A 25,841-nucleotide genomic window follows, 5' to 3' on the forward strand; every position below is an offset into this window, starting at 1 on the left:
GGGTCAAATCCTCACTGGGCCGCGACGGCTGGCGTGTTGTAGAGCACGATCGCAGCGGTCACCAGCAAATTGATCAGGGTCAGCGGCAGGCAGAACTTCCAGCTGAAGTCCATCACCTGGTCATAGCGTGGGCGCGGGATCGAGGCGCGCAGCAGGATGAACAGCATGATGAAGAACGCGGTCTTCAGCGCGAACCACAGGAACGACAGTTGCGGCAGGATGCCGAACGGGCCGTGCCAGCCGCCGAAGAACAGGGTCACCAGCAGCGCCGAGATGAGGATGATGCCGATGTACTCACCGACGAAGAACATGCCCCATTTCATGCCGGCATACTCGATGTGGTAACCGTCGGCCAGTTCCTGCTCCGCTTCCGGCTGGTCGAACGGGTGACGGTGGGTCACGGCGACGCCAGCGATGAAGAAGGTGCAGAAGCCGAAGAACTGCGGAATGATGAACCACAGGTTCTGGGCCTGGTATTCAACGATGTCGCGCATGTTGAACGAGCCCACCTGAACCACCACGCCCATCAGCGCCAGGCCCAGGAACACTTCGTACGACACGGTCTGTGCCGACGCCCGCAAGCTGCCCAGCAGGGCGTACTTGTTGTTCGACGACCAACCGGCGAAAAGCACCGCATAGACCGACAGACCGGCCATGGCGAAGAAGAACAGCAGGCCGATGTTCAGGTCGGCGACGCCCCAGGTCGGGGTGATCGGGATGACCACGAAGGCGATCAGCAGGGCGCTCATGGCCACTACCGGTGCCAGGGTGAAGATCACGCGGTCGACGAAGGGCGGGTTCCAGTCTTCCTTGAAGAACATCTTCAGCATGTCGGCTGCGATCTGGAACATGCCGAACGGGCCGACGCGGTTCGGACCGTAACGGTCCTGCCACCAGCCCAGCAGGCGGCGCTCGACGAAGCTGAGCAGCGCGCCGCAGACCACCACCGCGAGCAGGACCACGATGGCCCGGATCACGGTGAGGATCACATCGATCACTTCGGGGGTGAACCAGCTCATTGTGCTGCCTCCTGCAGACCTTCGACGGATGCACCGAAGATGGCAGGCGGAATGCCGGCCAGGCCTTTCGGCAGCGCAACCAGACCAGCGCCCAGTTGTTCATTGATACGCAGCGGCAGGCGCAGCGAAACGCCGGCAACGTTCAGGCTCAGCAGGGCACCTTCGTTGACACCCAGGCGGTCGGCTTCGGACTTGGCCAAGGCCACGTAGGCCGCCGGGATGCGCGCTTGCACCGGGGCGGCGCGCGAGGAGCTCTCTTCGCTGCCGAACAGGTGGAAGAACGGTACCGCGGTCCAGGTGCCACGGGCCGGGTTGAAGGCGCCCGGGATGGCATTGAACCAGTTCAGGCGATCGCCTTGCGATTCGATCAGGCGCACGCCCGGGTCACCGGCACGCAGGTGGCCACCGACCTCGTCCTGGAACTTGTTCCAGGCTTGCGGCGAGTTCCAGCCCGGCGACCAGGCGAACGGCACTTGCTGGCGCGGCTCGGCCGAGCCCGAGTAGCCTTCCATGGAGAAGGCGAACGCGGTGTCCTTGTCCTGCGGGGTACGTGGCTCGTGCACGCTGATGTTGGCGCGCATGGCGGTACGGCCGGAGTAGCGCAGCGGCTCACGGGCCAGCTTCATGCCCTTGATGCGGAACGCGGCGCTTGGCGCTGCGTTGACGATGCCGGCCAGTTGCGGGGCGGCTTCGGCGCAGGCGCTGGTGACGTGGTCCAGCTGGGTCCAGTCGACCGGCTTGTTGAGCAGGGTGGCACGCAGGGCGTGCATCCAGCGCCAGCCTTCGTGAACCAGGATGCTGCTGTCCAGGTACTGCGGGTCGAACACCTGGAAGAAGCGCTGGGCACGGCCTTCCTGGCTGACCAGGGTACCGTCGCCTTCGGCGAAGGAGGCAGCCGGCAGCACCAGGTGGGCGCGGTCGAGGGTCGCGGTCTTGGAATGGTCGGCGACGATCACCACCTTGGCCGCAGCCAGGGCTGCATCGACCTTGGCGGCCGGAACGCGGGCGTACAGGTCGTTTTCCAGCACCACGATAGCGTCGGCCTTGCCGCTGATGACCGCGTCCAGCGCGGCATCGACGGACTCGCCGCCCAGCATCGCCATGCCGAGGCTGTTGGCCTCAGGCACGACCAGGCTCAGCGAACCGTTCTTCTCGCGCAGCTTCAGGGCCTTGGCGATGTTGGCGGCGGCTTCGATCAATGCCGGATCGGCCAGGGAAGTACCGGCGACCACCAGCGGACGCTTGGCAGCGACCAGGGCATCGGCGATGCGCTGGGCCAGGGCTTGCGCTTCCTGGTCCAGGCCGGCAACCGCGGGTGCGCTCGGGTCGATGGCGTGGGCCACGGCAAAGCCGATGCGGGCGAGGTCGGCCGGAGAGGCGTGCACGCACTCCTCGGCAACGTCGTCGAGCTTGGTTTCAGCCAGCGAGGCGATGAACAGCGGGTACAGCGCGTGCTGGCCGATGTTCTTCACTGCGGCGTCGAGCCACGGTTGTACCTTCATCGCCTCGGCCATGGCTTCGGCCTTGCCTTTGGTGGCCTGGCGCACGGCCAGGGCAACGCGGGCTGCGGTCTGGGTCAGGTCTTCACCGAGCACGAACACGGCGTCGTGGTCTTCGATGTCGCGCAGGGTCGGCACCGGCAGCGGGCTGTTGTTCAGCACGCTCAGAGCCAGGCGCACGCGGGCCAGTTCGCCGGCTTCCATACCCGAATAGAAGTAGTCGGCACCGACCAGTTCACGCAGCCCATAGTTGCTTTCGAGGCTGGCGCGTGGCGAGCCGATACCGACGATGGTACGGCCGCGCAGCAGGTCGGCGGCCTTGTCCAGGGCGGCGTCCAGGCTCAGCTTGGTGCCATCGGCAAGGAACGGCTGGCGTGGGCGATCGGTGCGGTTGACGTAGCCATAGCCGAAGCGGCCGCGGTCGCACAGGAAGTACTGGTTGACCGAACCGTTGAAGCGGTTCTCGATCCGGCGCAGTTCGCCGTAGCGCTCGCCCGGGCTGATGTTGCAGCCGCTGGAGCAACCATGGCAGATGCTCGGGGCGAACTGCATGTCCCACTTGCGGTTGTAGCGCTCGGAGTGAGTCTTGTCGGTGAACACGCCGGTCGGGCAGACCTCGGTCAGGTTGCCGGAGAATTCGCTTTCCAGCACACCGTCTTCGACGCGACCGAAGTACACGTTGTCGTGGGCGCCATAGACACCCAGGTCGGTGCCGCCTGCGTAGTCCTTGTAGTAACGCACGCAGCGGTAGCAGGCGATGCAGCGGTTCATCTCGTGGGCGATGAACGGGCCGAGGTCCTGGTTCTGGTGGGTACGCTTGGTGAAACGGTAGCGGCGCTCGTTGTGGCCGGTCATTACCGTCATGTCCTGCAGGTGGCAGTGACCGCCTTCCTCGCACACCGGGCAGTCGTGCGGGTGGTTGGTCATCAGCCATTCGACGACGCTGGCGCGGAACGCCTTGGACTCGTCATCGTCGATGGAGATCCAGGTGCCGTCGGAGGCAGGGGTCATGCAGGACATGACGATACGACCGCGGGTGTCGTTCTCGTCGGTGTACTGCTTGACCGCACACTGCCGGCAGGCGCCAACGCTACCGAGCGCCGGGTGCCAGCAGAAATAAGGGATGTCGAGGCCGAGCGACAGACACGCCTGTAACAGGTTGTCTGCACCGTTGACTTCGAGCGCTTTGCCGTCTACGTGGATAGTGGCCATTGTTCAAAGTTCTTCGTTGGCCCGCGTGAGCGGGCGTGGCTAATGGAAATCGGTGAGCTTGCGGCACGCCACGATCACTCGGGCCTGTCGGCAAGCTGGCGAGTGGCACGGACCACCCGCCTAATCATCTTGTTATGCGCCGACCACGATCGGCTTGGCCAGATCGGGGCGCAGGGTGTCGCTGGCAGATGCTGGTGCGACACCGGCCTCGAACTCGGACCGGAAGTATTTGATGGCACTGCCAAGCGGCTCGACGGCACCCGGTGCGTGAGCACAGAAGGTACGGCCTGGGCCGAGGAAGTTGACCAGACCCAGCAGGGTCTCGATGTCTTCGGCGCGGCCCTGGCCTTTCTCCAGTGCGCGCAGCATCTTCACGCTCCACGGCAGGCCATCACGGCAAGGCGTGCACCAGCCGCACGACTCGCGGGCGAAGAACTCTTCCATGTTGCGCAGCAGCGAAACCATGTTGACGCTGTCGTCGACCGCCATGGCCAGGCCGGTGCCCATACGGGTGCCGACCTTGGCGATGCCGCCGGCGTACATCTGGGCGTCGAGGTGCTCGGGCAGCAGGAAGCCGGTACCGGCGCCACCTGGCTGCCAGCACTTGAGCCTGAAGCCGTCGCGCATGCCCCCGGCGTAGTCTTCGAACAGCTCGCGGGCGGTGACGCCGAACGGCAGCTCCCACAGGCCCGGGTTCTTCACCTTGCCGGAGAAGCCCATCAGCTTGGTGCCGTGGTCTTCGCTGCCTTCGCGGGCCAGCGACTTGTACCAGTCGTTGCCGTTGGCGACGATGGCTGGCACGTTGCACAGGGTCTCGACGTTGTTCACGCACGTCGGCTTGCCCCACACGCCAACGGCGGCAGGGAAGGGCGGCTTGGAGCGCGGATTGGCGCGGCGGCCTTCCAGCGAGTTGATCAGTGCGGTTTCTTCACCGCAGATGTAGCGGCCGGCACCGGTGTGGACGAACAGCTCGAAGTCGAAACCGCTGCCCATGATGTTCTTGCCCAGCAGGCCTGCTGCCTTGGCTTCGTCGATGGCGCGGTTGAGGTTCTTCGCTGCGGTGGTGTATTCGCCACGCAGGAAGATGTAGCCACGGTAGGCCTTCAGGGCGCGGGCGCTGATCAGCATGCCCTCGACCAGCAGATGGGGCTGTTGCTCCATCAGCATGCGGTCCTTCCAGGTGTTCGGCTCCATTTCGTCCGCGTTGCACAGCAGGTAGCGGATGTTCATGGATTCGTCTTTGGGCATCAGGCCCCACTTCACGCCAGTGGGGAAGCCCGCGCCGCCACGGCCCTTGAGGCCGGAGTCCTTGACGGTCTGGACGATGTCGTCCTGCGACATCTGCGCCAGCGCCTTGCGGGCAGCGGCGTAGCCGTTCTTGGATTCGTATTCGGCAAGCCAGACCGGCTCGCCGTCGTCACGCAGGCGCCAGGTCAGCGGGTGGGTTTCGGCCGAGCGCGCGATGCGGTTGGCCGGGCCGAAGGAAGTGATGGTCATACGTAACCCTCCAGCAGCTTGGAGACGCCAGCCGGCTGTACGTCGCCGAAGGTGTCGTCGTCGATCATCAGCGCAGGGGCCTTGTCGCAGTTGCCCAGGCAGCACACTGGCAGCAGGGTGAAGCGGCCGTCCGCGGTAGTCTGGCCGAGGCCGATGCCCAGTTCGCTCTGGATCTGGCTGACGACCGACTCGTGCCCGCCGATGTAGCAGACCATGCTGTCGCACACGCGAATGATGTGGCGGCCGACTGGCTGGCGGAAGATCTGGCTGTAGAAGGTGGCCACACCCTCGACGTCGCTTGCCGGGATGCCCAGCACTTCGCCGATGGCGTGGATGGCGCCATCCGGCACCCAGCCACGTTCCTTTTGGACGATCTTCAGGGCTTCGATGGACGCCGCGCGCGGGTCCTCGTAGTGATGCATCTCGTGCTCGATGGCCGAGCGCTCGGTTTCGCTCAGGGCGAAACGGTCGGTTTGGATAAGCGTGCTGTTCATGCTTAGCGGTCCACGTCAGCCATAACGAAGTCGATACTGCCCAGGTACGCAATGAGGTCGGCGACCATGCTGCCTTTGATCACCGAAGGGATCTGCTGCAGGTGCGGGTAGCTCGGGGTACGGATCCGGGTGCGGTAGCTCATGGTGCCGCCATCGCTCGTCAGGTAGTAACTGTTGATGCCCTTGGTCGCCTCGATCATCTGGAACGACTCGTTGGCCGGCATGACCGGGCCCCACGAGACTTGCAGGAAGTGCGTGATCAGGGTCTCGATGTGCTGCAGGGTGCGCTCTTTCGGCGGCGGCGTGGTCAGCGGGTGGTCCGCCTTGTACGGGCCTTCCGGCATGTTGCGCAGGCACTGGTCGATGATGCGGATACTCTGGCGCATCTCCTCGACACGGACCATGCAGCGATCGTAGGCATCGCCGTTGTGGGCCAGCGGTACTTCGAACTCGAAGTTCTCGTAGCCGGAGTAGGGGCGTGCTTTGCGCAGGTCGAAGTCGCAACCGGTGGAGCGCAGGCCGGCACCGGTGGTGCCCCATTCCAGCGCTTCCTTGGTGTTGTACGCGGCAACGCCGACGGTACGGCCCTTGAGGATGCTGTTCTGCAGGGCGGCCTTGGTGTATTCGTCCAGGCGCTTGGGCAGCCACTCGACGAAGTCCTTGACCAGCTTGTCCCAGCCGCGTGGCAGGTCGTGGGCGACGCCACCGATGCGGTACCAGGCCGGGTGCAGGCGGAATCCGGTGATCGCTTCGATCACGGTGTAGGCGCGCTGGCGGTCGGTGAAGGTGAAGAACACCGGGGTCATCGCGCCAACGTCCTGGATGTAGGTACCCAGGAACAGCAGGTGGCTGGTGATGCGGAAGAACTCGGCGAGCATGATGCGAATCACGTCGACCTTCTGCGGCACCTTGATGCCGGCCAGCTTTTCCACCGCCAGGACGTACGGCAGGTTGTTCATCACCCCGCCGAGGTAGTCGATACGGTCGGTGTAGGGGATGAAGCTGTGCCAGGACTGGCGCTCAGCCATCTTCTCGGCGCCACGGTGGTGGTAGCCGATGTCCGGAACGCAGTCGACGATCTCTTCACCGTCCAGCTGCAGGACGATACGGAACGCACCGTGGGCGGACGGGTGGTTGGGGCCGAGGTTGAGGAACATGTAGTCCTCGTTGGCGCCCTGACGTTTCATGCCCCAGGCTTCCGGGTTGAAGCGTGCCGATTCCTCTTCAAGCTGCTGCTTGGCCAGGGTCAGGCTGTAGGGGTCGAACTCGGTGGCGCGGGCAGGGTAGTCCTTGCGCAGCGGGTGACCTTCCCAGGTGGGCGGCATCATGATGCGGCTCAGGTGCGGGTGGCCGGCAAAGTCGATGCCGAACATGTCCCAGACTTCGCGCTCGTACCAGTTGGCGTTGGGCCAGATGCCGGTCACGGTCGGCAGGTTCAGGTCGCCTTCGCTGAGCGACACCTTGATCATCACGTCGCTGTTACGTTCTACCGACAGCAGGTGGTAGAACACGCTGAAATCGGCGGCGGGCAGGCCGCGGCGCTGGGTGCGCAGGCGCTCGTCGACGCCGTGCAAGTCGTACAGCATGCTGTAGGGCTTGGCCACACCGCGCAGGAAGCTGAGCACCTCTTTGAGCTGGGCGCGCTTGACCCACAGCACGGGCATACCGGTGCGGGTTTCCTGGGCGACGAATGCTTCGGCGCCAAAACGGTTGTGCAGTTCGACGACCACATCTTGGTCGTCAGCCTTGTAGGGCGGAATGAAAATAGCGTTGTCCGCTGTCATGGTCTCGGTCGCTTTGGGTCAACGTTAAGAATGAAGCCAGGCCGCCGGCTCCATAGGGCGCGGGCGGCAGGTCGCTGGATCAGACTTCGTCGGGGCTGCGCAGGTTGGTTACTGCAATGCGCTGCTCACGACGCAGGTCTTTCTGGGCGGGCATCTCGGCACGGTAAATACCTTGATCACCAACAACCCAGGAAAGCGGGCGTCGTTCTTGGCCGATCGACTCCTGCAGCAGCATCAAGCCTTGCAGGAAAGCCTCAGGGCGTGGCGGGCAGCCAGGCACATAGACGTCCACGGGGAGGAACTTGTCGACCCCCTGAACGACCGAGTAGATGTCGTACATGCCGCCGGAGTTGGCGCACGAACCCATGGAGATGACCCACTTCGGTTCGAGCATCTGCTCGTACAGGCGCTGGATGATCGGCGCCATCTTGACGAAGCAGGTACCGGCGATGACCATGAAGTCGGCCTGGCGCGGCGAGGCCCGGATGACTTCGGCGCCGAAGCGGGCGATGTCGTGGGGCGCCGTGAAGGCCGTGGTCATTTCCACGTAGCAGCAGGACAGGCCGAAGTTGTACGGCCAGAGGGAGTTCTTGCGACCCCAGTTGACCGCGCCACGCAGCACATCTTCGAGTTTCCCCATGTAGATGTTCTTGTGGACCTGGTCCTCTAGCAGCTGATCGGTGACGGTTTCCCGTTCACCGACCGGGTACTGCTCGTTGGGCGCATCCGGATCGATTCTGGTGAGATTGTATTGCATGCCAAAGCCTCATTGTTTCAGCTTCGCTTGCCGCTTGCGACGACCTTCGGGAGCCCAATCAAGTGCCCCGACGCGCCATAGGTAGACAAGACCTGCCAACAGAATTGCTATGAAAACGAGTGCTTCGACGAATCCGGTCCAGCCGCTTTCGCGGACGGACACAGACCATGCAAAGAGAAAGAGGGCTTCGATATCGAAGATCACGAACAGCATCGCGACCAGATAGAATTTAGCGGACAGGCGCAGGCGTGCGCTGCCGACGGGCAGCATGCCGGATTCGAAAGGTTCGTTCTTGGCGCGGCCCCAGGCCTTGCTGCCGAGCAGGCTGGACAGGCCGAGCATGAAGGCACACAGGCCGACGACACCCAGGAGGAAGATGGCAAAGCCCCAGTTGTGGGCGATGAGTCCTGCCGAATCGGACATGCTAGAGATCCTTATACAGAGACCCAGCTCTGCAGTCTGAAATAAGTAGAGCGGCGACGCGGTGTCGCAGGTGCAGTGACCAAATGTCGCAGCTGAATCAATCGGGCTGATTTTATGGGTAAACCCGGTGCAAGTAAAATTTCCGTTGCAAATTTATTCGTAGCATTAAGAATAAAAAACCCTCCTAACTGGCTGAAAGCCTTGAGATTCGGGCATTGCACACGGTTTTGTTAATTATGTTTCTTGCGTGGCGTAACGAAACGCCAACTTGTAATGATAATTAATAGCGTTTGATCTGATGCTTGAAACTTTGTCGCTGCTGATCCTTGAAAAGTTCAAACGACGACACACCCCACTTGCAAATGCGAAAGACTTTTGTTCTAGCAGCTTCTGCAGTCGCGGGCACTGCTCTGGGTCAATACTTTGCAGGATTCATCCTGGCGGGCCGATGAAGCAATTGCCCATTGGCCCAGCCAGTAGGCGATGATGATCAGGTAGGGGGCTGCAGCGAAGGCGCTGACGAAACGGTCGATGCCGATCAGGCTGTCGGAGAACACGAACAGGCAGGCGCCCGCCGCTGCCATGCCGCCGCAGGCCAGCGCGCGCCAGAGCATGGCACTGATGGCCAGTGCGTATAGCGCTACCGGAACCAATAGAGGGCCGAGCCCGTGGCTGGCCAGAATGCCCAGCAGGGTGATGCCGGTGATGGCGCTCAAGAACAGTGCCGGCAGCGCCGGGCGCCGGTCTTTGCTGCTATAGGCACGCAGGTAGGCAAGATGCGCGCAAAGGAAAGCGGCCAGGCCGAAGACGAACAAGTCGGCAGGGATGGCCAGCAGGATGTCGCCGAGCACCGAGAAACCCAGGCCGAGGGTGATCCAGCGGCGGTATGCGGTCGCAGGCGCGCTGAGCATCCAGGCAATCAGGGTCAATACCGGAACAGGTTTGGTCAGAAGGCCGAGCAGGGCGTTGTCGGTGGCCAGTGCATATATATAGAGGGCAGCGGCTGCGCCGGCGAGGATGAGCAGGTGGCTTGGACGAGGCATGGACGGTCCTTGCTACTGGGCTGCCCCAAGCATAGTCAAGATACTGGGGTTTGCTGTTGTCTGTTAGGCCCTATCGCCGGCAAGCCGGCTCCCACAGGGGGGGCGAGGGCCAGAGCAAGCGATAAAAGGCCCGGGGATCTCGCGACCCCCGGGCCTTTCTTCAGCAGCAACCCACTATCAGTGGAACTGCTCTTCCTCGGTCGAACCGGTCAGTGCAGTCACCGACGAAGCGCCACCCTGGATCACGGTGGTCATGTCGTCGAAGTAGCCAGTGCCGACTTCCTGCTGGTGTGCCACGAAGGTGTAGCCCTTGCTGGCGTCGGCGAACTCTTGCTCTTGCAGCTTCACGTAGGCGGTCATGTCGTTGCGGGCGTAGTCGTGCGCCAGGTTGAACATGCCGTGCCACATGTTGTGGATACCAGCCAGGGTGATGAACTGGTGCTTGTAGCCCATGGCCGACAGCTCGCGCTGGAACTTGGCGATGGTGGCGTCGTCCAGGTTCTTCTTCCAGTTGAAGGAAGGCGAGCAGTTGTACGACAGGATCTGGTCCGGGTACTCCTTCTTGATCGCTTCGGCGAAGCGGCGGGCTTCGTCCAGGTCCGGCTTGGCGGTTTCGCACCAGATCAGGTCGGCGTACGGCGCGTAGGCCAGGCCGCGGGCGATGGCCTGGTCGAGGCCGGCACGCACCTTGTAGAAGCCTTCACGGGTACGCTCGCCGATCACGAACGGCTGGTCGTAAGGGTCGCAGTCGCTGGTCAGCAGGTCGGCGGCGTTGGCGTCGGTACGGGCCAGGATGATGGTCGGCACGCCCGAGACGTCAGCGGCCAGACGTGCTGCAACCAGCTTCTGCACGGCTTCTTGGGTGGGTACCAGTACCTTGCCACCCATGTGGCCACACTTCTTCACCGACGCCAGCTGGTCTTCGAAGTGCACGCCGGCGGCGCCCGCTTCGATCATGTTCTTCATCAGCTCGTAGGCGTTCAGTACGCCACCGAAGCCGGCTTCGGCGTCGGCCACGATCGGCGCGAAGTAGTCGATGTAGCCATCGTCGCCTGGGTTCTTGCCCGCTTTCCACTGGATCTGGTCGGCGCGGCGGAAGGCGTTGTTGATGCGCTTGACCACGGTCGGTACGGAGTCGACCGGGTACAGCGACTGGTCAGGGTACATGGACTCGGCCGAGTTGTTGTCGGCAGCCACTTGCCAGCCGGACAGGTAGATGGCCTGGATGCCGGCTTTGACCTGTTGTACTGCCTGGCCGCCGGTCAGGGCGCCCATGCAGTTGACGAAATCTTTTTCTGGGCGGAAGGACGGGTGGGCACCTTCGGTGACCAGCTTCCACAGTTTTTCTGCGCCTTGGCGAGCAAAGGTGTGCTCAGGCTGCAGGGAGCCACGCAGGCGAACGACATCGGCGGCGGTGTAGGTACGGGTCACGCCTTTCCAGCGCGGGTTTTCGGCCCAGTCTTTCTCGAGGGCTGCAATTTGCTGTTCGCGTGTCAGTGCCATGGAAATAAACCTCGTCGCATCGATCTTGGGGTAATTGTGTTGATGCTTGCGAATCAGGGTGCTGGCGGCTGTCCTGTTCGGGGGAGTGCGGCGGCGAACGCGAAGGCTCGAAGGGGAAGGGGTGTGCAGGCCGGGCGAAGGTATGCGCCTGCAGGTCGGCTCGTGGTTGCCTTGCTGCGGAGCTACGCGATTGCCAGTACTGCGGTGATGCGCTTCCGTCCCTCGGGACAACTTCTTCGTTGCAGTCGCAATCCCGTCGAACCGCCTTGTGGGCCGTATAGACACGAGGAGCCTCCAGGGGTGGGAGGAGTACGCCTCGAAGGCCCTTGCCAGGGCCCCTGATTAGCGGGAGCGAGGCCATCATGCCCTTGGGAAAAAGTGCCTGTCAAATGTTTTGTAGTGATTTTTTTCACTTACTACATCTTTGGTCTAATGAGACTTGTCGGTCAGTTTCAAGGCCTTCGGTCGAGGCCTTGAATTGCCTGGGATCAGTCGAGAAGGTCGACTTTGACGCGTAAAGTCATGTTTTCACCCCGTTGGGTGCTGTAGGTCCGGCTCGAACCCTCGCGGCCGGCTTGGGACTGCTGGTTGTAGCCTGCCAGGGTGATCCATTCGCCGAGCCTGCCGGTGACCGTCGTGTCGGTGCTTTGCACTTTCACTACATCTGCACGTTCCTGACTGATTCGGTCATTATTGCTGCTGATTTGCAGACGAACCGTCTCGCCGCTCAGGCTGGGCGTGACATAGAAGCCCTGGGTCACGTTGCGGTATTCGGTGTTGCTTTGAATACGTCCGTAACCGTCGGTACTGGTGCTGGTCACAGGAATGCTCTGGCCGACCTGGATCAGCGCCGGCTGGCCTTCACTGGCCTGGATCTGCTGCAAGCCACCCTCGCGGTTGCTGGTGCCGTAGTGGATCACCCGGGCGTTGCCGCGATCATCCTGGAAGTTGCTGTCGTTGTTGTCGACGCTGATCAGCAGGCGTTTGGGGGCGGTATCGAGCTGCTGCAAGAGGACGCGCAGGTCGTCGATGCGCTCGGGGCTGGCGTTGACGATCAACTTGTTCTCGAAGGCGCTGACGCTGCCGTCCTTGCCGATGAAGGACTGGGCGGCGGGGAGCAGTTCGGCACTGCTTCGGTGCTGCAGCGGCACCACTTCGGTGGCGGCCTGGGCAGTGATGCTGGCGGCCAGCATCAGGGAGGCGAAAAAGGGGCGTAGCGGCATGTCCGTGATCTCCGCGGGTGGAATCAACATGATGGCAAATTTGTCTGCTATTTGCCGAACCTGGATCACGATCCTGGGTGTGCGGTGGCCGCTGGCAGTCAAATTCCGTAACATCGCGGCCCTTGCTTTGTACCCTTCGCCCGCATCGCGCCACAGGAAATTCATGAAACCCGCCCGACTTCGCGCCGACCTGCTTGCCGGCCTGACCACTTCGTTCGCCCTGGTGCCAGAGTGCATCGCCTTCGCCCTGGTCGCTCACCTCAACCCGCTGATGGGCCTGTATGGCGCCTTCATCATCTGCACCCTGACCGCCCTGTTTGGCGGGCGGCCAGGCATGATCTCTGGTGCAGCAGGTTCCATGGCGGTAGTGATCGTTGCGCTGGTCGTGCAGCACGGCGCGCAGTACTTGCTGGCCACGGTGTTGCTGGGCGGCGTGGTGATGATCCTGTTCGGCCTGCTGCGCCTGGGCAAGTTGGTGCGTCTGGTGCCCTATCCGGTGATGCTCGGCTTCGTCAATGGCCTGGCGATCGTCATCGCCCTGGCCCAGCTGGAGCACTTCAAGCAGGGTGAGCAGTGGCTCGGCGGCGCGCCGCTCTACCTGATGATCGGCCTGGTGGCGCTGACCATGCTGGTGGTCTATGTGCTGCCCAGGATTACCCGCGCCGTGCCGCCAGCGCTGGTGGCGATCCTGGGGGTCGGGCTGCTGGTGTACCTGCTCGGCCTGCCGACGCGCACACTCGGCGACATGGCGCACATCGCCGGCGGCCTTCCGTCGCTGGCCTTGCCCGAGGTGCCCTGGAATGTGCAAACCCTCAAGATCATCGCCCCCTATGCCGTGCTCATGGCCATGGTCGGTCTGCTCGAGACTCTGCTGACCCTCAACCTGACCGACGAAATCAGCGAAAGCCGCGGCTACCCGGACCGCGAGTGCGTGGCCCTCGGGGCGGCCAACATGGTCTCCGGGCTGTGCGGAGGCATGGGGGGCTGCGCGATGATCGGGCAGACGGTGATCAACCTCAGTTCCAATGGCCGTGGCCGGCTATCCGGCGTGGTGGCCGGGGTGATGATCCTGCTGTTCGTGCTGTTCCTTTCGCCGCTGATCGAGCGCATTCCACTGGCGGCATTGGTCGGGGTGATGTTCGTGGTCGCCCAGCAGACCTTCGCCTGGGCATCCTTGCGGGTCTTGCACAAGGTGCCGGTGAGCGATGTGCTGGAAATCATCGCAGTAACCGTGGTCACGGTATTTACCGACCTGGCCACGGCGGTGCTGTTCGGCATCGTCATCGCCGCGATCAATTTTGCCTGGCAGCATGCGCGGGAGTTGTATGCCGAGAGCCATGAAGACGCCGACGGGAGCAAGCACTATCAGGTACACGGAACGCTGTTCTTTGCCTCGACCACGGTGTTTCTCAACCAGTTCGATCCGGCCAAGGACCCGGCCAAGGTGACCCTGGACTGCAAGCACCTGAGCTTCGTCGACTATTCGGCAGTTGCGGCTTTGAAGACGTTGCGCGAGCGTTATGCCAAGGCGGGCAAGCCGCTGCGCGTGGTGCACCTGTCGGAGCGGTGCAAGAAGCTGCTGAAGCGGGCCGGCGAACAGCATTGAGTCAGTGCTGATGCCATCGCCGGCAAAGCCCTCGCTCCATCACTCCCCGCGGTTTTTCTTGACGATGGCGTCAGCAATGCTTGCCGGTGCCTCGGCATAGCGGGTGAACTCCATCGAAAAGCTGGCCCGGCCCTGGGTCATCGAGCGCATCGAGGTGGCATAGCCGAACATCTCGCCCAGTGGCACCTCGGCACGGATCACCTTGCCCGCCGGGGTCTCGTCGCCATCCTGGATCATGCCGCGGCGTCGGCTCAGGTCGCCGAGGATATCGCCCTGGTACTCCTCGGGCGTGACCACCTCCACCTTCATCACCGGCTCCAGCAACACCGCGCCACCTTTCTGCGACAGCTGCTTGGTGGCCATGGAGGCGGCGATCTTGTAGGCCATCTCGTTGGAGTCGACGTCATGGTAGGACCCGTCGAAAACCGCTGCTTTCAGGCTGATCAGCGGATAGCCGGCCAGCACGCCGTTCTTCATCTGTTCCTCGATGCCTTTCTGGATGGCCGGGATGTATTCGCGCGGCACCACGCCGCCGACAATCTCGTTGATGAACTCCAGGCCTTCTTTGCCTTCGTCGCCTGGCGCGAAGCGGATCCAGCAGTGGCCATACTGGCCGCGCCCGCCGGACTGGCGGACGAAGCGGCCCTCGATCTCGCAGGTGTTGCGGATCTTCTCGCGATAGGCCACCTGCGGCTTGCCGATATTGGCGTCGACGTTGAACTCGCGGCGCATGCGGTCGACGATGATGTCCAGGTGCAACTCGCCCATGCCGGAGATGATGGTCTGGCCGGTTTCCTCGTCGGTGCGCACACGGAATGACGGGTCTTCCTGGGCCAGCTTGCCCAGGGCGATGCCCATTTTTTCCTGATCGCCCTTGGTCTTGGGCTCCACCGCCACGGAGATCACCGGGTCGGGGAAGTCCATGCGCTCGAGGATGATCGGCTTGTCCATGTCGCACAGGGTGTCGCCGGTGGTGACGTCCTTCATGCCGATCAACGCCGCGATGTCGCCGGCACACACGTCCTTGATCTCGGCGCGCTGGTTGGCGTGCATCTGCACCATGCGGCCGATGCGCTCCTTCTTGCCTTTCACCGAGTTGAGCACGGCATTGCCCGAGCTGAGCACGCCGGAGTACACACGGGCGAAGGTCAGGGTGCCGACGAAAGGGTCGGTGGCGATCTTGAAGGCAAGGGCCGAAAACGGCTCATGGTCGTCTGCGTGGCGTTCCAGGTGCTTCTCTTCGTCGTCCGGGTCGGTGCCCTTGATCGCCGGGATTTCCGAGGGCGCGGGCAGGTAGTCGATGACGGCATCGAGCATCAGTGGCACGCCCTTGTTCTTGAATGACGAACCCAGGATGGTCGGCACGATCTCGTTGGCGATGGTGCGCTGGCGCAGGGCCGCCTTGATCTCCTCGACGCTCAATTCCTCGCCTTCGAGGAACTTCATGGTCAGCTCGTCACTGGCTTCGGCCGCGGCCTCGACCATGTGCGCTCGCCATTCGTCGGCCAGCGCCTGGAGTTCCGCGGGGATGTCTTCTTCGCGGTAGCTGGTGCCGTGGTCGGCCTCGTTCCAGTAGATGGCCTTCATCTTCACCAGGTCGATCTGGCCGATGAAGTTTTCCTCGCTGCCGATGGCCAGCTGGATCGGTACCGGGTGATGGCCCAGGCGCTGGTCGATCTGCTTGACCACGCGCAGGAAATCGGCGCCCTGGCGGTCCATCTTGTTGATGTAGGCCAGCCGTGGCACGTGATACTTGTTGGCCTGGCGCCAGACCGTTTCCGATTGCGGTTCGACCCCGTCGGCACCGCTGAACACCACCACTGCGCCGTCGAGCACACGCAGCGAGCGCTCCACCTCGATGGTGAAGTCGACGTGGCCGGGGGTGTCGATGATGTTGAAGCGGTACCTGTCGGCGAACTGCTTGGTCGAGCCTTGCCAGAAGGCCGTGGTCGCCGCCGAGGTGATGGTGATGCCGCGCTCCTGTTCCTGGGCCATCCAGTCCATGGTTGCGGCACCGTCGTGCACCTCGCCCATCTTGTGGTTGACCCCGGTGTAGAACAGGATGCGTTCGGTGGTCGTGGTCTTGCCGGCGTCCACGTGGGCGACGATACCAATGTTGCGGTACAGCTCGATGGGCGTTGTACGGGCCATGACGGACTACCTGCGGCGATGCGGATTCTCCCAAGGTAGCAGAGCGGGAGAATCCTGCTTTACCGCCGGGCTGTCAGTCGGCCTGGGCCTGCAGCAGCCACTGGCCGTCGATTTCACGGGCCAGGCCACTGGCTGGCAGCAGGGCCATCAGGCGCTCGTGCAGGGCGTTTTCGGTGAACGTCTTGAGCGTTGCCAGGTCAAGGGCACCGGCCAACATCAGCTCGGCCTTGGTGTACGACAACCAGGCTTTTTTCAGTACCTGCGCCACATCACTGCCGGCGGTACTGGCGAAACGGCGGTGCCAGGTGCGGCCTTCGAAGGTGAAGCTGTGCAGGTGGCTGTAGGTGCTTTCGTCGCCGCCTTCGGCACAGCGGTGGCAACGACACGGGCCTTCGCCGAAGGCATTGCGCAGGTAGCTGTTGAAGTCCACGACGGGCTTGAGGGTCAGGCGTTTGTCGACCTCGAACAGGTCGGCGATCAGGGGTTCTTCGGCGCTCACTCGGTGTCCTCGTGTGGTGTGGCGTGCATCGGCGGGCACCCTAACAGATCAGGGCGGGGGAGGCCATGTGGTTCTGGCAGGGCAGGCCCGGCGATAAGGCCGGTAGAGACAACCCGTCACGGCTGCCGTACTCTACGCGCCCGCAAGCCTACATCTGACACCGAGGTAACCCCGCTTGAGCACCAAGTACCCGTACACCGCCACCGTGACCATCAGCGCCGAAGACCGTGGCGGCGATACCGAGGCCTCCGAGAACCCCGGCATGCGTGTCGGCCTCGAAGCGGTGACCGAAACCCTGAAGAAAGTGCATTTCGTCGGTACGCTCGCGGCACCTGAGAAACAGGCCACGCACATCTGTGTGACCCTGGAGAACGGCCTGACCTACTACGGCCCGATCGTCAACGGCCATGCCGAACTCGAAGGAGGCTGGATCGCCTTCGAATCCGACATGCTCACTCCGCAAGAACTGGGCCTTTAAGCCTCAACCCAGTTCCGCCAGGCACTGCTCGAGGATGTCCAGGCCTTCCTCTAGCACCTCGCCCTCGATGGTCAGCGGTGCCAGCAGGCGGATGATGTGCCGCGCCTTGCCGCTGGGCATCAGCAGCAACCCCTTGGCGCGCGCCGACTCCAGTACCTTGGTCAACTGCGCCGGTGCCGGGCTGCCGTCGGCATTGACCAATTCGATACCGCGCATGGCGCCGATGCCGGTCAGTCGACCGATGCACGGGTACGTGCCCTGCCAGCGCTCGACGCGACCGACGATGGCCTGCTCCTGGCGTTCGCCCCAGGTGGCGAGGTTTTCGTCGCTCATCTGCGCCAGGCTGGCAAGCGCCGCTGCGCAGGCGATGGGGTTGCCCGAATAGGTGCCACCCAGCCCTCCCTTGGGCAGGGCAGCCATCAACGCCTGGCGCCCGACCACCGCACCCAGCGGCATGCCGCCAGCGATGCTCTTGGCCAACAGCAGCAGGTCAGGCTCGATTCCCAGGCGCGGGAAGGCGAAGCGCTGGCCGGTGCGGCCGAAGCCCGACTGGATCTCGTCGATGATGATCAGGATCCCGTGCTCATCGCAGAAACGGCGCAGGGCCTGCGCGAATGCCGGGTCCATGGCGAGGAAGCCGCCTTCGCCCTGCACCGGCTCGAAGATGAATGCTGCCACGTCTTCGACGGCCAGCTCGACGCTGAACAGCCGCTCCATGGCCTTGAGCGCCTGCTCGCAGGTCACGCCGGTGTCGGCACTGGGGTAGGGCAGGTGGTAGACCGGCCCCGGCAGCTCACCGACCCGTTGCTTGTAGGGCGCCACCTTGCCGTTGAGGTTCAAGGTGGCCAAGGTGCGCCCATGGAACCCGCCGTCGAAGGCGATGATGGCGCGCTTGCCGGTGGCGCCGCGAGCGACTTTCAAGGCATTTTCTGCAGCTTCCGCGCCACTGTTGGTGAGCATGCCGGCCAGCGGATAGCTGACCGGGACGAATTCGCCCAGGCGTTCCATGAGTGCCAGGTAAGGGCTGTGCGGGGCGGCGTTGAAGGCATAGTGGGTCAGGCGCGTGGCCTGGGCCTGAATGGCCTCGACCACGGCTGGGTTGCAGTGACCCAGGTTGAGCACGCCGATCCCGCCGACGAAGTCGATGTAACGCTTGCCGTCGGTATCCCAGACTTCGGCATTACGGCCGTGGGAAAGTGTGATCGGGTGAACGATGGCAATGGATTGACTGATACTTTCCTGGTTCATGGGGCAGGCAGACCTTGTTCGAGTTTTTAATATCGAAGCGCGCCCGAGCATTATTTCGCAAACGAATTATTTGATTGCGATCATTCCATGGATTCGTGATCTTTCTGTGCAGGCCTCATCGCGGATGAATCCGCTCCTACAAGAGCGAGGGCCAGAACGGCCATCCTCAATCTCCCTCAGCCACCCGCTCCCGAATCCACTGCACGAAGGCCCTGACTTTCGGCACTTCCGCCGCATGCTCGGCATGGGCGATGAAGTGCCGCCCATTGCTCGCCACCGGGTGGTCCCAGGCCACCACCAGCTTGCCCTCGCTCAGTTCCTCGGCCACCAGGTAGCGCGGAATCAGGGCAACGCCACATCCGGCGATGGCCGCGCGGATGCACAGGTAGAACGTGTCGAATCGCGGCCCGTGGTAGCTGTTCTGGCTGTGCAGGCCCAGGCCGAGGAACCATTCATGCCAGGCTTCCGGGCGCGAGCCGCATTGCAGCAGGCGGTGCTCGGCAAGCACTGCGGCGCTGTCGAAACGCTGCGCCGCCTTGAGCTGCGGAGCGCACACCGGCACCACTTGCTCGCTGAACAGCTCGATGCAGGTCGCCCCCGGCCAGGTGCCCTGGCCAAAGAAGAAGGCGATATCGGCCTTGGCCTGCACCAGGTCGAACGGCTCCAGCTCGTTGCGGATGTCCAGGTGGATGCGTGGGTGGCGATCACCGAAGCCCTTGAGCCTGGGCACCAGCCAGCGCGCACCGAAGGTCGGCTGGGTGGCGATGCGCAGCACTTCGGTCTCGTCGCCGTAGCTGAGGATGTAGCGGCTGGACATGTCGATCTGGGTAAGGATCTTGTTCACTTCGGTCAGGTACAGGGCGCCCGCGGGGGTCAGGTGCAGGCGCCGCCGAATGCGCTGGAACAGGGAGTGGGCGAGCATCTCTTCCAGTTGCGCGACCTGCTTGCTCACCGCGCTCTGGGTCAGGTGCAGCTCTTGTGCCGCACGGGTGAGGCTGAGGTGGCGGGCGGCGGCCTCGAAGCACTGCAAGGCGGTCGTGGAGGGCATCAGGCGTTTGGACATGGCAAGGGTTTACCGAGCAAAAAAGGAAGAAGTTCATTCCCGAATGGAATCATGTGCTTCGAAAAGGTCGTTTGTTGACCCGCGCCTATAGATTAATACTGACCTCGATCAACGATTACAACCGGTGAAGCAAAGAGGAGGCAAGTGCGCAACCGGGGATATCAGAACAAGAAAAAAGAGCAATACACCTACAAGAATTCTGCTCCAACTTTTTCAGCCGTCCTGGTGGCGGCCGACCCATTCGAGGGTTCTCCATGGCTTCGCTAGACAACAACAAACAGCGTTCCTTGCAGCACGGCCTGACGTCGCGTCAGGTGTCCATGATTTCCATTGCCGGCATCATCGGTGCCGGCCTGTTCATCGGCTCCTCCAATGCCATCGCGACCGCCGGCCCGGCCATTCTCATTTCCTACGCCATGACCGGCCTGCTGGTGCTGCTGGTGATGCGCATGCTTGGCGAAATGGCCATCGCCAATCCAAACAGCGGCTCGTTCTCCACCTATGCCAGCGAAGCCATCGGCCCTTGGGCAGGCTTTACCATTGGCTGGCTGTACTGGTGGTTCTGGGTACTGATCATTCCGGTCGAGGCCATCGCTGGCGCCGATATCCTGCATGCCTACTTCCCAGGGGTGCCGTCCTGGCTGTTCGCCTTCCTGATCATGTTCGTGCTGTCGGGCACCAACCTGGTCAGCGTGAAGAACTTCGGTGCATTCGAGTACTGGTTCGCTCTGGTCAAGGTGGTCGCCATCATCGCCTTCATCGTGGTCTGCAGCCTGGCCGTGTTCGGCGTCTGGCCATTGGCCGAGGTGTCCGGCGTGAGCCGGCTGTGGGACAACGGCGGGTTCATGCCCAACGGCTTCGGCACCGTGCTCGGCGGTGTGCTGATAACCATTTTCTCGTTCTTCGGCGCCGAGATCGTCACCATCGCGGCCGATGAAACCGCCAACCCGAAAGACAAGATTCGCCGCGCCACCAACCTGGTGGTGTACCGCATCGCGATCTTCTACCTGGCGTCGATCTTCCTGGTGGTGTCGCTGGTGGCCTGGAATGACCCGGGCCTGAAAGCGGTAGGCTCGTTCCAGCGGGTGCTGGAAGTGCTCAACGTGCCGGGCGCCAAGCTGTTGGTCGACCTGGTGGTGCTGGTGGCCGTGACCAGCTGCATGAACTCTGGCCTCTACACGGCCTCGAGGATGCTGTATTCCCTCGGTGCGCGCGGCCAGGCGCTGAGCATGACCAAGCGTATTTCCGGCTCGGGAGTTCCGACCGTGGCGGTCATTTTCTCCACCCTGGCAGGCTTCGCCGGCTGCGTCGTCAATTATGTGTTCCCCGGCAAGGTGTTCGGCTTCCTGTTGTCCACCACTGGCGCCATCGCCTTGCTGGTGTACCTGGTGATCGCGGTGTCGCAGCTGCGCATGCGTGCCCGAGCCGAGCGCGAAGGGCGGCCGCTGGAGCTGAAGATGTGGCTGTTCCCGTGGTTGACCTGGCTGGTGATCGGCACCATCGTGATGGTGTTGGGGTACATGCTGTTCAGCGACGCCTACCGTTACGAAACCCTGATGACGGCTGGGGTAACGCTGTGCATTCTGCTGGTTTCGCTGACTCAGCGGCGCGACAAGGTGCTGGTGCAGGCCGCGTGATAGCTGGGGGTGCTTTGCACCCCCAGCATCCTGATTGGCGCCTACCCGACACGGCGCTACCATCGCAGTTGGCACCTCTTCCCATTCCAAAGCACAGGACGCGCATGAACGAGCACACTCTCTCCCTCCAGGCCCTGGCCGCCCCCGAAGGCACCTGCTATGGCTGCGGCTGTTCCCATCCCAGCGGCCTGCACCTGCAAAGCCACTGGGACAGCGACGGTATCCACCTGTTGTGCAGGCACAACCCCGACAGCACCTTCATCGGCTGGCCCGGTCTGGTCTATGGTGGCCTGCTGGCGATGCTGGTCGATTGCCACTCCAACTGGACCGCCATGGCCTATCACTACCGTGCCGAGGGCCGTGAGCCCGGCAGCTTGCCGCGCATCGACTGCGTGACCGGCAGCCTGGGCCTGAACTACCTCAAGCCCACGCCGATGGGCGTCGAGCTGTTGCTCAAGGCCCGTGTGGAGGGCGAAGTGGGGCGCAAGACCCGGGTGCTGTGCGAGGTCTGGGCCGGCGATGTGCTCACCGTCAGTGCCGACTCGGTATTCGTCCGGGTGGATACCGAAAAGCTCATGCTCAAGGCCCATGGCCAGGGTTGAGCGCTGTCCCTGGCTCTTCAATTTTGTCGAAAAATCCTGCGTATCCCAGGGCAAAGTCCTATAGGGGCGACTCCGTTCTCGTACTAGTCTGGCGGCGTTTTCACTACCAGAAACCCAGGATGTTCACTGCTACCCGCAAATCTGTCCCTCTCCCGGCTCGCTGACGCGGCCGGGCTCTCGCGAACGTCCTGGGTCAACCCACCCCTCTGCAATGACACTCCGGCCACGGCGGTAGCTGTGTGCCCGGCCTGTCGCAGGCGCATACAAGGAGATCCTTCATGCGTGCCAGATTCACTACCAAAGCCCTGACCACCGCAGGTGTGCTGTTGCTGCTCGGCGGTTGTGCCCGCGCCGTCATGCCCAGCGAGCAGATCGAGCTGACCCGCAGCGCGGTCAACCGCGCCGTGTCTGCCGATGCCACCCATTACGCCCCGCTCGAGATGCGCGCTGCCCAGGACAAGCTCAGCGCCATGGACCGTGCGCTTGGCCTCCAGGACCTGAAGCAGGCTCGCAGACTGGCCGAGCTGGCCGAGGCCGATGCCCGCCTGGCCGAGCGCAAGGCGCTGGCACTGAAGAACCAGGAACAGCTGGAAATCGCCCGCAAGGGCATCGAAGTGCTCAGGCAGGAAATGCTCGAGGCACCTGACAGCAACCCTGCCAACCCTGCTCAATAAAGGCACCGAACATGTCGAAATTCTATTTGCTGCCCACCGTTACAGTGCTCGGCCTGCTCTTGGCCGGCTGCAGCACCACGCCGGAAAACGCCAAGCTGCTGGAAGCACGTGAATCGTACTCGCTGCTGCAAAGCAAGCCGGAATCCGCCCGCATCGCCGCCCTGGAAACCCAGGAGGCCTACGTTGCCCTGGGCAAGGCCGAAGCTGCCTCGCTGAAGAATCGCAAGTCGGCAGAGGTCGAGCAGTTGGCCTACCTGGCCCAGCGCAAGATCGAAACCGCCGAACAGACCATCGTGCTGCGCCAGGCGGAAAAGGGCCTGCAGGGCATCGAAGCACAGCGTACCCAGGCCCGTCTGGACGTGCGTACGGCCCAACTCAAGGCACTGCAGTCGCTCAAGGCAAAGCAGACCGAGCGTGGCATGGTGGTGACCTTCGGTGACGTCCTGTTCGACACCGGGCGTGCCGAGTTGCGCAGTGCGAACCATCGGAATATCCAGCAACTGGCTGGCTACCTGCAGGCCAACCCGGAGCGCAGGGTGCTGGTGGAAGGTTTCACCGACTCGACCGGCAGCGATGCCTTCAACCAGCAGCTGTCCGAGCGCCGCGCCGCCTCGGTGGCCAACGCCCTGCGTCGCCAGGGTGTCGCCGCCGAGCGCATCGCCAGCGCGGGTTATGGCAAGGAGTACCCGGTGACGAGCAATGACGATGCGCAATCGCGCCAGCTCAACCGCCGGGTCGAGGTGATCATTTCGCAAGGTGCCGAGGCGGTGACGCCACGCTTCTGATCCTGTCCAGGGCGCGGCGCCCAGCCGCGCCTTCGGTCGCCTTCTTCGAGATGGTCAAACCGCAACGTTGTCCCTAGAGTGGTGACTTCCACTCTTTCAGGGACCGAGCATGACCGATCTGAGCGCATTCCCCATCACCCGCAAGTGGCCAGCACAGCACCCCGAGCGCCTGCAGCTGTATTCGTTGCCCACGCCCAATGGCGTGAAGGTGTCGATCATGCTGGAAGAGATCGGCCTGGCCTATGAGCCGCACAAGGTCAGCTTCGAAAGCGACGACCAGATGAGCCCGGAATTCATCTCCCTCAGCGCCAACAACAAGATCCCGGCGATTCTCGACCCCAACGGGCCGGGCGGCCAACCGCTGCCGCTGTTCGAGTCGGGGGCGATCCTGCAGTACCTGGCGGAAAAGAGCGGGCAACTGCTGAGCCAGGATCCGGCCACCCGCTACCAGACCCTCCAGTGGCTGATGTTCCAGATGGGCGGCATCGGACCGATGTTCGGCCAGGTTGGCTTCTTCCATTTCTTTGCCGGCAAGGAGTATGAAGACAAGCGCCCGCGTGATCGCTACGTCAACGAGTCGAAGCGCCTGCTGGGTGTGCTGGATCGGCACTTGAAGGGCAGGGAGTGGATGGTCGAGCAATACAGTATTGCTGATATCGCCATCTTCCCCTGGGTGCGTAACCTGGTGGAACGCTACAACGCGCGGGAGCTGGTGGGGTTCGATGAATACAAGGAAGTGCAGCGGGTGCTGGCCAGGTTCCTTGAGCGGCCTGCGGTGCAGCGTGGGTTGAAAATCCCGGGTTGAGGGTGGCTTCATCGCCGGCAAGCCCGCCCCCACAGTCATTGCAGCGCCGCAAAATCCTGTGGGAGCCGGCTTGCCGGCGATAGCGCCAGACCTGTTCTGCTCAGAAAATCTGGTTGAGGAGCCAATACAGGCTGCCCGCCAGCAGCATCGCCGCCGGCAAGGTCAGCACCCAGGCCATCAGCAGGTTGATCAGCGTCCGCTTCTGGATCCCCGAGCCATTGGCAACCATGGTCCCGGCGACCCCGGAGCTGAGCACATGGGTGGTCGACACTGGCAAGCCGAACATGTCTGCAGCCCCGATGGTGCACATCGCCACCACTTCAGCCGAGGCGCCCTGGGCATAGCTCAGGTGGGTCTTGCCGATCTTCTCGCCAACCGTGACCACGATGCGCCGCCAGCCGACCATGGTCCCCAGGCCCAGCGCGATGGCCACGGCCACCTTGACCCACAGCGGGATGTAACGGGTGGCGTCGTCCAGTTGGGCCTTGAACACCATCACATGGTTGCGGGTGTCGGCATCCAGGGCTACCAACTGGTGCTTTTCCATCAAACGGATCGCTTCGCTGGTCAGGTACATGTCGTTGCGCACGTTGGCCATCGCTTCGGCCGGCACACGCTTGAGCGAGCCGTAGCCTTTCACTTCTTCGCCGATCGAGCCCGTCAGGGCGGCGAGGGCCGGCACCAGTTGAGGGTCGGCCTTGGGTTGGGAGATGAACGCGGTCAGCACCAGGCGCGGGTCACCTGGCAACGGGCGTGGGTCGGTGCGCACCAGCGCCTGGCGGGTCACCTCGGCCACGGCCGAAAACTGCAGCGCTTGCTCGTTGGGCATGGTCTTGTTCAACGCATAGGCCATCGGCAAGGTGCCGACCAGGATCAACATGATCAGGCCCATGCCTTTTTGCCCGTCGTTGGAGCCATGGGCAAAGGAAACGCCGGTACAGGTGAGGATCAGTATGCCGCGTATCCACCAAGGGGGTGGCGTGCGGCCTTCCGGCGCCTGGTACAACTCCTTGCGCTTGACCAGCATGCGCAGGGCGAGCAGCAGCAACGCCGCGCAGGCGAAGCCGACCAGCGGCGAGAACAGCAATGCGTAGCCGACCTTGCTGGCCTGGCTCCAGTCGACCCCGCTGGTGCCGTCGCGCCCGTGCATCAGGGCGTTGGCCACGCCGACGCCGATGATCGAACCGATCAGGGTGTGCGAGGAAGACGCCGGCAAGCCCAGCCACCAGGTGCCGAGGTTCCAGATGATCGCGGCCAGCAGCAAGGCGAAGACCATCGAGAACCCAGCCGTGGAGCCGACCTGCAATATCAGCTCCACCGGCAGCAGGGCAATGATCCCGAACGCCACCGCACCGCTGGAAAGCAGCACGCCAAGGAAGTTGCACAGGCCTGACCAGACCACCGCCACTGGTGCCGGTAGCGAGTGGGTGTAAATCACCGTGGCCACGGCGTTGGCGGTGTCGTGGAAGCCATTGACGAACTCGAAGCCCAGAGCGATCAGCAGCGCCAGACCCAGCAGCAGGAACGGGGTGACCGTGGTGATCACGGTACCGCTTGCCGTGACGTCCTGCTTGAGGCTCCAGGCGGTATAGGCGATGCCGGCCATGAGCAGGCCGAAGAACAGGAACAGCGTCGCGCGCCCAGGTTTGTGCGAAAGCTGCGGGCGGGAATCGCAGTGGGCCAGTTGCGGCTTGCTGGCCAGTGACGGGGTTGCCATGGGGGCTCCGAATGGCGTTAGGCAGAACGTGCCGAAGGCTGTCAGCATAGAAACAAATCGTTACCCCGCCGTGACCTCGGTCAATGAATTACCTAGGCTCAAGACGAGTGGTAGAGGCAGGA

General features: G+C 63.1%; 22 protein-coding genes. 7 read left to right on the forward strand and 15 right to left on the reverse strand.

Annotated elements, in window-relative coordinates:
- Positions 1-11: 11 nt before the first annotated feature.
- From nuoH to PPL01S_RS18395, 10 genes are all read right to left on the reverse strand, one after another.
- Positions 12-1,019 (reverse strand): NADH-quinone oxidoreductase subunit NuoH, encoded by a 1,008-nt coding sequence (nuoH, locus tag PPL01S_RS18350; RefSeq protein WP_016391389.1) that lies wholly within the window; start codon positions 1,017-1,019, stop codon positions 12-14.
- Positions 1,016-3,730 carry an NADH-quinone oxidoreductase subunit NuoG gene (nuoG, locus tag PPL01S_RS18355; RefSeq protein WP_016391388.1) on the reverse strand — a complete coding sequence of 905 codons (2,715 nt, stop codon included), beginning with the start codon at positions 3,728-3,730 and terminating at the stop codon, positions 1,016-1,018. Before nuoG ends, nuoH begins: the two co-directional genes overlap by 4 nt.
- A 132-nt stretch (positions 3,731-3,862) precedes the next feature.
- The gene (nuoF, locus tag PPL01S_RS18360; RefSeq protein WP_016391387.1) at positions 3,863-5,227 is read right to left on the reverse strand and encodes an NADH-quinone oxidoreductase subunit NuoF; all 1,365 of its coding nucleotides are present in this window, start codon (positions 5,225-5,227) and stop codon (positions 3,863-3,865) included.
- Entirely contained in the window at positions 5,224-5,721 is a 498-nt protein-coding gene (gene nuoE / locus PPL01S_RS18365) for an NADH-quinone oxidoreductase subunit NuoE (RefSeq protein ID WP_003251433.1), read from the reverse strand. The genes nuoF and nuoE overlap by 4 nt, the downstream gene beginning before the upstream one ends.
- A 2-nt stretch (positions 5,722-5,723) precedes the next feature.
- The gene (gene nuoC, locus PPL01S_RS18370; protein WP_028626069.1) at positions 5,724-7,505 is read right to left on the reverse strand and encodes an NADH-quinone oxidoreductase subunit C/D; all 1,782 of its coding nucleotides are present in this window, start codon (positions 7,503-7,505) and stop codon (positions 5,724-5,726) included.
- A gap of 79 nt (positions 7,506-7,584) precedes the next feature.
- A complete protein-coding gene (locus PPL01S_RS18375) occupies positions 7,585-8,262 on the reverse strand; it encodes a NuoB/complex I 20 kDa subunit family protein (RefSeq protein ID WP_008096180.1) in 678 nt (225 codons plus the stop codon).
- Between the two features lie 9 nt (positions 8,263-8,271).
- Positions 8,272-8,685, reverse strand: coding sequence for an NADH-quinone oxidoreductase subunit A (locus PPL01S_RS18380; protein ID WP_003251427.1), 414 nt, complete (start codon positions 8,683-8,685; stop codon positions 8,272-8,274).
- 380 nt (positions 8,686-9,065) lie between these two features.
- Positions 9,066-9,728, reverse strand: coding sequence for a lysoplasmalogenase (locus PPL01S_RS18385; RefSeq protein WP_016391385.1), 663 nt, complete (start codon positions 9,726-9,728; stop codon positions 9,066-9,068).
- 177 nt (positions 9,729-9,905) lie between these two features.
- The gene (gene aceA / locus PPL01S_RS18390) at positions 9,906-11,231 is read right to left on the reverse strand and encodes an isocitrate lyase (protein WP_008096174.1); all 1,326 of its coding nucleotides are present in this window, start codon (positions 11,229-11,231) and stop codon (positions 9,906-9,908) included.
- Positions 11,232-11,719: 488 nt separating this feature from the next.
- The gene (locus tag PPL01S_RS18395; protein WP_171817225.1) at positions 11,720-12,484 is read right to left on the reverse strand and encodes a secretin N-terminal domain-containing protein; all 765 of its coding nucleotides are present in this window, start codon (positions 12,482-12,484) and stop codon (positions 11,720-11,722) included.
- Positions 12,485-12,617: 133 nt separating this feature from the next.
- Between PPL01S_RS18395 and PPL01S_RS18400 the strand changes: the two genes are divergently transcribed.
- Positions 12,618-14,060 (forward strand): SulP family inorganic anion transporter, encoded by a 1,443-nt coding sequence (locus PPL01S_RS18400; protein WP_016391383.1) that lies wholly within the window; start codon positions 12,618-12,620, stop codon positions 14,058-14,060.
- A 39-nt stretch (positions 14,061-14,099) separates the two neighbouring features.
- Here the strand turns inward: PPL01S_RS18400 and fusA are convergent, their stop codons facing one another.
- Complete coding sequence (gene fusA, locus PPL01S_RS18405; RefSeq protein WP_016391382.1) at positions 14,100-16,211, reverse strand: elongation factor G; 2,112 nt, start codon at positions 16,209-16,211, stop codon at positions 14,100-14,102.
- Positions 16,212-16,284: 73 nt separating this feature from the next.
- Entirely contained in the window at positions 16,285-16,710 is a 426-nt protein-coding gene (locus tag PPL01S_RS18410; RefSeq protein WP_028626068.1) for a hypothetical protein, read from the reverse strand.
- 175 nt (positions 16,711-16,885) lie between these two features.
- Here PPL01S_RS18410 and PPL01S_RS18415 point away from each other — a divergent pair, with 175 nt between their 5' ends.
- Positions 16,886-17,188 (forward strand): hypothetical protein, encoded by a 303-nt coding sequence (locus PPL01S_RS18415; RefSeq protein WP_016391380.1) that lies wholly within the window; start codon positions 16,886-16,888, stop codon positions 17,186-17,188.
- Between the two features lie 3 nt (positions 17,189-17,191).
- On the opposite strand, the gene PPL01S_RS18420 is transcribed toward PPL01S_RS18415, so the two are convergent.
- Together PPL01S_RS18420 and PPL01S_RS18425 are read right to left on the reverse strand one after the other, a co-directional pair.
- Positions 17,192-18,436: a 2-aminoadipate transaminase gene (locus PPL01S_RS18420; RefSeq protein WP_016391379.1), complete on the reverse strand. Its 1,245-nt coding sequence runs from the start codon at positions 18,434-18,436 to the stop codon at positions 17,192-17,194.
- A 166-nt stretch (positions 18,437-18,602) separates the two neighbouring features.
- Positions 18,603-19,499: a LysR substrate-binding domain-containing protein gene (locus PPL01S_RS18425; RefSeq protein ID WP_016391378.1), complete on the reverse strand. Its 897-nt coding sequence runs from the start codon at positions 19,497-19,499 to the stop codon at positions 18,603-18,605.
- 254 nt (positions 19,500-19,753) lie between these two features.
- Here PPL01S_RS18425 and PPL01S_RS18430 point away from each other — a divergent pair, with 254 nt between their 5' ends.
- The 5 genes from PPL01S_RS18430 to PPL01S_RS18450 all read left to right on the forward strand — a co-directional run bounded on the left by PPL01S_RS18430 (position 19,754) and on the right by PPL01S_RS18450 (position 24,002).
- Positions 19,754-21,136, forward strand: a complete 1,383-nt coding sequence (locus PPL01S_RS18430) for an amino acid permease (RefSeq protein WP_016391377.1) — start codon at positions 19,754-19,756, stop codon at positions 21,134-21,136.
- A gap of 104 nt (positions 21,137-21,240) precedes the next feature.
- The gene (locus tag PPL01S_RS18435; protein WP_028626067.1) at positions 21,241-21,738 is read left to right on the forward strand and encodes a PaaI family thioesterase; all 498 of its coding nucleotides are present in this window, start codon (positions 21,241-21,243) and stop codon (positions 21,736-21,738) included.
- Positions 21,739-22,016: 278 nt separating this feature from the next.
- Positions 22,017-22,412 carry a DUF4398 domain-containing protein gene (locus PPL01S_RS18440; RefSeq protein ID WP_016391375.1) on the forward strand — a complete coding sequence of 132 codons (396 nt, stop codon included), beginning with the start codon at positions 22,017-22,019 and terminating at the stop codon, positions 22,410-22,412.
- Positions 22,413-22,423: 11 nt separating this feature from the next.
- On the forward strand, positions 22,424-23,197 hold the full coding sequence (locus PPL01S_RS18445) for an OmpA family protein (protein ID WP_016391374.1): 774 nt from the start codon (positions 22,424-22,426) through the stop codon (positions 23,195-23,197).
- A gap of 109 nt (positions 23,198-23,306) precedes the next feature.
- Positions 23,307-24,002: a glutathione S-transferase N-terminal domain-containing protein gene (locus tag PPL01S_RS18450; RefSeq protein ID WP_028626066.1), complete on the forward strand. Its 696-nt coding sequence runs from the start codon at positions 23,307-23,309 to the stop codon at positions 24,000-24,002.
- Between the two features lie 100 nt (positions 24,003-24,102).
- Here the strand turns inward: PPL01S_RS18450 and PPL01S_RS18455 are convergent, their stop codons facing one another.
- The gene (locus PPL01S_RS18455; protein WP_016391372.1) at positions 24,103-25,719 is read right to left on the reverse strand and encodes an inorganic phosphate transporter; all 1,617 of its coding nucleotides are present in this window, start codon (positions 25,717-25,719) and stop codon (positions 24,103-24,105) included.
- Positions 25,720-25,841: the final 122 nt, after the last annotated feature.

The sequence above is a fragment of the Pseudomonas plecoglossicida NBRC 103162 = DSM 15088 genome (genome assembly GCF_000730665.1).
Taxonomy (GTDB): domain Bacteria; phylum Pseudomonadota; class Gammaproteobacteria; order Pseudomonadales; family Pseudomonadaceae; genus Aquipseudomonas; species Aquipseudomonas plecoglossicida.

Excerpts from the sequence above, each read along its gene's own strand:
- nuoG (WP_016391388.1), bottom strand. The coding sequence starts at position 3,730 with ATGGCCACTATCCACGTAGACGGCAAAGCGCTCGAAGTCAACGGTGCA.
- PPL01S_RS18420 (WP_016391379.1), bottom strand. The coding sequence starts at position 18,436 with ATGAACCAGGAAAGTATCAGTCAATCCATTGCCATCGTTCACCCGATC.
- PPL01S_RS18385 (WP_016391385.1), bottom strand. The coding sequence starts at position 9,728 with ATGCCTCGTCCAAGCCACCTGCTCATCCTCGCCGGCGCAGCCGCTGCC.
- fusA (WP_016391382.1), bottom strand. The coding sequence starts at position 16,211 with ATGGCCCGTACAACGCCCATCGAGCTGTACCGCAACATTGGTATCGTC.
- PPL01S_RS18395 (WP_171817225.1), bottom strand. The coding sequence starts at position 12,484 with ATGTTGATTCCACCCGCGGAGATCACGGACATGCCGCTACGCCCCTTT.
- PPL01S_RS18450 (WP_028626066.1), top strand. The coding sequence starts at position 23,307 with ATGACCGATCTGAGCGCATTCCCCATCACCCGCAAGTGGCCAGCACAG.
- nuoH (WP_016391389.1), bottom strand. The coding sequence starts at position 1,019 with ATGAGCTGGTTCACCCCCGAAGTGATCGATGTGATCCTCACCGTGATC.
- PPL01S_RS18425 (WP_016391378.1), bottom strand. The coding sequence starts at position 19,499 with ATGTCCAAACGCCTGATGCCCTCCACGACCGCCTTGCAGTGCTTCGAG.
- PPL01S_RS18440 (WP_016391375.1), top strand. The coding sequence starts at position 22,017 with ATGCGTGCCAGATTCACTACCAAAGCCCTGACCACCGCAGGTGTGCTG.
- PPL01S_RS18445 (WP_016391374.1), top strand. The coding sequence starts at position 22,424 with ATGTCGAAATTCTATTTGCTGCCCACCGTTACAGTGCTCGGCCTGCTC.
- aceA (WP_008096174.1), bottom strand. The coding sequence starts at position 11,231 with ATGGCACTGACACGCGAACAGCAAATTGCAGCCCTCGAGAAAGACTGG.
- PPL01S_RS18430 (WP_016391377.1), top strand. The coding sequence starts at position 19,754 with ATGGCTTCGCTAGACAACAACAAACAGCGTTCCTTGCAGCACGGCCTG.
- nuoC (WP_028626069.1), bottom strand. The coding sequence starts at position 7,505 with ATGACAGCGGACAACGCTATTTTCATTCCGCCCTACAAGGCTGACGAC.
- PPL01S_RS18375 (WP_008096180.1), bottom strand. The coding sequence starts at position 8,262 with ATGCAATACAATCTCACCAGAATCGATCCGGATGCGCCCAACGAGCAG.
- PPL01S_RS18435 (WP_028626067.1), top strand. The coding sequence starts at position 21,241 with ATGAACGAGCACACTCTCTCCCTCCAGGCCCTGGCCGCCCCCGAAGGC.
- PPL01S_RS18400 (WP_016391383.1), top strand. The coding sequence starts at position 12,618 with ATGAAACCCGCCCGACTTCGCGCCGACCTGCTTGCCGGCCTGACCACT.
- PPL01S_RS18455 (WP_016391372.1), bottom strand. The coding sequence starts at position 25,719 with ATGGCAACCCCGTCACTGGCCAGCAAGCCGCAACTGGCCCACTGCGAT.
- nuoE (WP_003251433.1), bottom strand. The coding sequence starts at position 5,721 with ATGAACAGCACGCTTATCCAAACCGACCGTTTCGCCCTGAGCGAAACC.
- PPL01S_RS18380 (WP_003251427.1), bottom strand. The coding sequence starts at position 8,685 with ATGTCCGATTCGGCAGGACTCATCGCCCACAACTGGGGCTTTGCCATC.
- nuoF (WP_016391387.1), bottom strand. The coding sequence starts at position 5,227 with ATGACCATCACTTCCTTCGGCCCGGCCAACCGCATCGCGCGCTCGGCC.